At 41.8% G+C, this 6,659-nt stretch carries 4 protein-coding genes; 2 read left to right on the forward strand and 2 right to left on the reverse strand.

Translation table 11 applies throughout. The annotated features are described in order from the left end of the window. Window positions 1-404: 404 nt before the first annotated feature. Complete coding sequence (locus EV12_RS00910; RefSeq protein WP_036931211.1) at window positions 405-671, reverse strand: hypothetical protein; 267 nt, start codon at window positions 669-671, stop codon at window positions 405-407. A 141-nt stretch (window positions 672-812) separates the two neighbouring features. Further along, window positions 813-3,629 carry an FAD-dependent oxidoreductase gene (locus EV12_RS00915; RefSeq protein ID WP_036910898.1) on the reverse strand — a complete coding sequence of 939 codons (2,817 nt, stop codon included), beginning with the start codon at window positions 3,627-3,629 and terminating at the stop codon, window positions 813-815. Window positions 3,630-4,587: 958 nt separating this feature from the next. Here EV12_RS00915 and EV12_RS13835 point away from each other — a divergent pair. Together EV12_RS13835 and EV12_RS14920 are read left to right on the forward strand one after the other, a co-directional pair. Further along, entirely contained in the window at window positions 4,588-4,845 is a 258-nt protein-coding gene (locus EV12_RS13835; RefSeq protein ID WP_193742097.1) for an SHOCT domain-containing protein, read from the forward strand. 720 nt (window positions 4,846-5,565) lie between these two features. Continuing rightward, on the forward strand, window positions 5,566-5,679 hold the full coding sequence (locus tag EV12_RS14920; protein ID WP_081939915.1) for a chlorophyll a/b-binding protein: 114 nt from the start codon (window positions 5,566-5,568) through the stop codon (window positions 5,677-5,679). The last annotated feature ends 980 nt before the right edge of the window (window positions 5,680-6,659 follow it).

A 6,659-nucleotide genomic window follows, 5' to 3' on the forward strand; every position in this document is an offset into this window, starting at 1 on the left:
TTGAGTAGAAGATCAAGCCTTTGTCAGTCAGCACATGAACATCCATAAAGTGTTTAGTGTTATCTAGGAATCAAAGCCGCCTCACATGGCGAAAGGTTCAGTACCTTCATACTAATAACTAAGGTATACTCCGTCTATTCTGAAGAATCACTTTAGCGAAGCATTCATCTTATAGTTTATATGACAAAACTGTTGCAAGCAATATCAGATAATTGTTTCTACACTTCCTCCAGAGACACTCTCGAGCAGCAAGAGACACTTCGAAGAATGATTTGTCATATTAATTAGCCTGGCAAAAGAAGATTTTAGGCAAGTCACCCTTTCTCTTCAACCATGAAGGAGAATGATCCTATACATACATTAATTATGGAAAGATGGTTGGCAGAAAGAGTATTAGAAAACGTTCAGCATTTCACGGAGATTTTCTCTCCATTCGGCGTTTGATAAATCTTCTTTATAATCTGACCATTATCAACAATAAGTTTTAAAATTCTTGAACCCTTGGGAATGAGAAAAGATATACGATGATCAGGCTCTTCTTCTGCTCCCTGCTTGAGCTCTACATCCAAATCAATCTCTGAATCAATCCGTATGCGCCACTGAAATGATTGCTGCTCAGCTCGGCGAAAGTCATCTTGGCCTTCAAGCATCATTACACTAATAAAGCTCATACTGGTGGCTAGAATAGAGTTATTCTAAAGATCGCAAAAAATTATTCAAACCAAAGCATCGGTTCATATTTATTGACCTCACCAATATACTCCATTTTTAATAGTACTATGAATTCAAGTGTGAAATCTCTATTCGGAGAATCAAGATTGATTCTTCATTAAGGCATGATTGATTTCTACTGCTGCCTTGCGTCCGTCTCTAATTGCTTCTTGAATGCTACTGGAGCCTCTAATGATATCTCCACCGGCGAATACATTGGCCTGACCCTGAACCTGTAGTGTTTCTAAGTCAACCAAGGCGTCAATGTCAACAACAAGGCTTGTACTTAGATGGTCCCTTAATTCAGACTCAATACGGTATTGCTCAAAACCTGCCATAATCACTTGATGAGAAGAACTACAGAGTTCAGAGAAGGCTATTGGATCTATTCTGGAGTGGATCTCAATTCCAAGTTCTTGCATTTCATTTAAACGCTTAGCCTGAGATTTGGATTGAAGTTGAGCCTGCTCGTCAATCAGATGAACCTTATTTGCACCGTTTCGAATTGCCAACTTTGAGATGTCAGTAGCAAGGTAGGTAGCACCAACTATTGTCAAGGTCTTCTCTCTAACAATAGTTGGCTCATGAGCAAATTGGTCTAAAAACTTCAGACCATGAATCAAGTTAAAATCATGATCGATATCATTAGACTGAATTTGCTTCTCTCCTAGACCACAGGCTAAAAAGATTGCATCATATTGAAGTCTAAGCTCGGCAATTGTAATATCTTGACCTAAAGATTGATCAAAATAAATCCGAATAGAAGGCAATAATAGATTTGATATTTCACGCGGTAATACTGACGGAGGAATCCTTGATGCCAGAGTAATCCACTTCAACATCCCACCAGATTCGCTATTTTTCTCGTAGATATCTATTTGGTAGCCTAAACGCGCCAAATAGTGTGCGCATGTTAAACCAGCAGGCCCAGCCCCAACAATAGAAATTCGCTTACCATTGTCAGGAGCCACCTCTGGTATGCAATTGGGGACTTGCTCGCATACATAGCGATTTAATGACTTAATGGGAATAGAAGCTTCAGGACATAACAATTGCGAACAAGAAGGACCACAAAAATCGTCTGATTGAGAAAGGTAAGAGGTTATTTCTGAAAGTGGATTAACGTCACGTAATGACTGGGCAGCTCCGAGCCAATTGCCAGCTTCAACAAGACGAGCAATTTGGGCTTGATGAGTGGTATCTGGACCAGCCCGAACGCAGCGGGGAGATAGACAAGTTCGCGGCTCAACTTCCACAGTTTTTGTCATCTGATGGTCTGTAATCAGATCGGTAGATTGTGGTTTTTGAGATAGAGAGGTTTTAGCAAAATGCACATGATTTTGAGGATATTGCTTTAATGGCTGATATTGAGGTTGGTGGAGATCCTTTAAAATGGCATTGACTGCACTGATTGCGGACACAGTCACAGACACTACGCCGATCCCTTGACTGGTGGAATCCCCAACACAATAAAGCCCTTGCCAATCACTGCGAGCGGCCAGCCGACTCATATAGCTTTGGCTCATATTCACCTGCGGTCCACCAATAGAGCCATGACTTTTAAGGGTATAGCGCTGAATCGTCTGTGGAGTAGCTATTTCCTGAACCAAGATATGTTTTTTAAGTTCTGGGAAATAGTTCTGTTCTAAGTAATCAATAATTGCGGATGCTTTTTTCTGCTTTTGATCTCTATATGTACGGGTATGATATTTATCTTTACCATCTGTTGGCTGTGTGATCTCTGGCGTAGATTCCGGTAGAAATATGCAGAGTGTATGGGTTCCTGGCGGAGAAGCTTCAGGGTCCAACATCGACGTGACATAGACTGTCAGATAACTTGAAGAACCTTCGTCGTTATAGGGCAGTATTTGTGTAGGCTTAATCGTTGGAGGGACAGCTTCTGCCTTAACACCAAGATAAACACCAAATACACTATAACTTGGCCTAAATTTCTTAGCCCACTTTCTTTTTCTGCGAGATATATGCTGGGGATCGATCAACTTACCATAGAGATTCCAAATCGTTGTGTTTGAAATTACGGTATGGGCTTTAATCTTAAGACCACTCTCAAGCTGACAGCCAATCGCATGTCCCTTCTCAATTAAGATTTTGTCAATGCGATTGCGATATAATATTTGCCCACCATACTTATGAATAGCCTTTTCTAGTTTATTCGCCAGAGTCTGTGGTGAACCTTGAGCATAATAGCAACCACCTGTGTAAGATTCCACGTGGATCATTGGGCCAGCGATGGCAGGAGTCTGATCCAATCCACAAGTGGTCATATTTTGATTTAAAAGTGTAAATAGTTTGAGAATCTGCGGATCACGCGTAAAGCGACGAAATAGTTGCTCTTGAGTTGAAAGGAGATAATTGAGCAACCTTGCTAAATAGAACGGTCGCGTAAGCATCAAATTGATGCCATGTTGTGGTGGCGTTTCCGCTGGTGCAAAAAACTGACCACCATAGCTATCCAATGAGTCATGATAAAAAGATTCGAATTCCCTTAATAATGCCTTAATTTGTTCTGATTGGTGCGGAAAGCAAGAACACATTTCATCCCAAAACTTTTCGCGTTGTGTATACATGGAGACTTTAGTTGTCTGATCTAGATGGATAGTGAAGGTTTCATCCATCGGCACAAGAGTAATGTCTTCCTCCAGCTCATTCATGACAAATTGATGTGGGTTGTAGCCTTTTTCTCCAAACCCAAAAAAGAGAGAAGCTCCGACATCAAATGTAAACCCTTGACGGCGAAAGATACTCGCGCATCCACCAGGAAGATAATGCTGCTCTACTACCAAAACTCTGTAACCACGTTTAGCAAGAAGTGCACCTGCAGTTAGTCCACCAATCCCAGCACCAATTACTAAGACATCATAAGAGGGCAACAAAATATCGCGGTCAAGCACGTGCATTGGCCAAGGGATACACAAGCCACGTAAATTATCTCACTATTTCATGAATCATTCAGGCTACAAGCGCAAAACGTTGCATGAGGCAAGCAAGGAACAAATTCGCAGGTAACAGATGAATAAAATCTAAACCCTCTAACAAAATGACTTATTGCTGCACACTGTAAAAGTTTAAGAGGCAAATCGAGGTCACTTTTTTCTGCACTAGTTTCAGAAGTTGAAATGCTATTCGTCCCTAAAGAGGGCTAATTTTGTCCGACTACTGGAGGAGGGAATATATTAATGAGAACATCATCTAAGACTGCGGCAATAGACTACATCTACAAGAGCGTTGATTTCGATTTCTCAATAATAGTCTGCTCGCATATGTGCATGCAGCAAGAAACTTATTGGCCATCCAAAGGATTCCGGAGTGATCGGCTAACAATTGAGCAAAGAGTTAAAAGGTACGCCCTTATGAATAACAGTAACTGCAATTCAGCATCTACTTCCTATTCTACTATTCTTGACTCGCTTCACTATGTAGAAGCACAAGAAAGATATTTTGCTATTAAATAGTCTCTGAGTAGGATTAATGGTACATCAGATCTCACAAAGAAAAATCCTAGCGTTCAGAAGGCGTCAACAAGACACTGGCTGGGGTTATGCATTGTCATCAGCTTGGGTTCCTCTTGTAGATGTATATTACGCCATATCCAGAAGATCGATCACCCCAATAATTCATAGGATCGCTGGAACAGCGCTTATATGCATAATCATTGGAGCATTTATAAATACTTTCGGAGTCTCGGGCCAAGGGCCTTCCTCAGAGCAATGGAAAGTAGTCTTCTATGTGACTACATATGTTGCTGGACCGTTCCTGTACAAATCGGGGATCCGTCAAGCCAAACGAGAAGCAATGTCAATTCTCATGCGACATGGAATTACTAAAGGAGAGTTGCGTAGACCATGGCATCCCTCAATGATTCGTCTAAATCTAACAGTAAAAGACTGGGTTCTCGACGACAGCATCGCCAAACCAAAAATACCAAAGAATAAGAAAGCAGAAACTCTTTTCCTAAAGCGGTCGGAAAAATATTTAGTGCGATTGTGGCTCTTTGCAACTGGAGCCAAGCGGCCTTTTCAAAAGCTGGAAGAGCTAAAGCGGCTATATGAACAAGGCTTAATCAGCAAAGAAGAATATGAACTCTCGAAAGAACGGATACTAAGAATCAAATAGATCATAATATAGAATCATATGCAAATAAATCGCCAAGAATTGATAATTTCATCCAATCAGTTCAGCTCGACAGTAATTATTTGATTTTTTATTTATAGGAGAATGCAATTAGTCATGCCAGGCAGTTGACGAAAACTCACTTGAAATACCTACTCTTCTTGTGCAAACATTTACATCTAACAAGATATCCTTTCCAGGCCATCTTTCTTGGCCTAGCTTTCAACAAGCTATATATTTATCGTCTGAATTGACTGGCCAATATTAATCGCATTCTCTAGTTCTGGCTTGGTTCGGCTCTGTTCTTTTCTCAAAGCTCTCTATTCATTGGAACTTATCAAGAAACACACCTATGTGGATCTCGTTCGAATTCTACGTAGATTTGGGATTGGTTGATTATATCAAGAGACTAGCGAGTCAGGAGTCAGGAGTACACAACCTCTTCAGACCCCCACCTTTTGATTGCAGGATATGCGCAATCTTGCAAAAAGAAGTCGGTTGAGACGAATGAAATTAAGGTTGCCAGCCAGATCGAGCTCAAGCACGTTGGTGTTGAATACTTTTAATGCGTTGCTGCACTGGGTCAACGCCCGATCAAACTAGTTGTCCAGTGCATTGACCTATTGACGCAGCTTGAGAGGCCTGTCTTTATGTAATAAAGATGTGTCGCCGACTTTCTACATCGACGGCTCTTCTCTTTGATCGTTATGGGAGTTTTCCATCATGACTTTCGCCCGATTGAGCCAAGTCGAGATATTGCACGGGAGATTTGCAATGGCGAGCCTAGCATCACTTGTGGTGATTGAAGTCCTCAAGTTGCAATTGACATCCTCCTAGCAATGCGCGTTGAGATGTTTTAGCGCTCTCCCCTCTGGAAAAGACGACCAACCCCAACCAATGCGTTGATAAAGCGATCAGTGAATGTGACTGGATTCATTCACAGTGGATCACGTTGAACAAAACCACTCTAGGGTTTTGCACACAAACCAAATCCACACAAGGAGTATCACTGGTAGGTCTGATTGCTGAATCTAATCGCCCTAGACAGAAGAGCCGCAATAGAAATTCAGCAACACTTTCGGTTGAGAAACTGCCAGATGCTCTGACTGGGCTGGGCGATTGGCCTTTTAACTGGCTTTGCGCTCGCATTCTTCCTCAACTGGGCAGGATCACTCCACACCTTGTAGCCCAATACCACCACCACATTCAATCAAATTCGTTGCAAATTTGATTGATACTTGCCAACGCACTTATGAAGTAGAGCAACAACGGCCAACTCAGAGTCGAGATATGCAAGTAGGCCCTCGCAATATTTTACTCAATACATGTGAATAAAAGCCAAGTTGGTAGAAGACATGAATCATGGTGTTGATCATGCAAATTGGTGCTCAGCTCTTGCAAGTCATTAATCCCAAAACTAAATGGGTAGAGCCATCTATCCAAATTGAGATTTTGAATCCAATTTAAATGAGTGATTAACAAAGGTACCGGCCATGTCAATTCACATTTGAAACCCTTGCAACGTCATGGCATAAGACAAAAGCTCCCTCTATGCATAAAAAAACAGACCCCCCTCTAAAAAAGGGGAGGTCGGTTTTTAATGTCGTTTAGTGATTAAGCGAAGCTTCTGAGGATTGGCACCTGGGGCCATTTGTCCAGGTGTGTGGCTGTAAAAACTCCGTTCAGGGCACCTAGGACGATGCAGAGGAGTATCGACTGGTTTGACGCACAAATAAACTTTGTCGCACCAGACGATGAGCCCACGATTTTTTGAGACTGTTGGAGCAGGGGCCAGAAGTCAGCTTGCTTCTACTGCG

This window comes from Prochlorococcus sp. MIT 0701 (assembly GCF_000760295.1).
GTDB lineage: Bacteria > Cyanobacteriota > Cyanobacteriia > PCC-6307 > Cyanobiaceae > Prochlorococcus.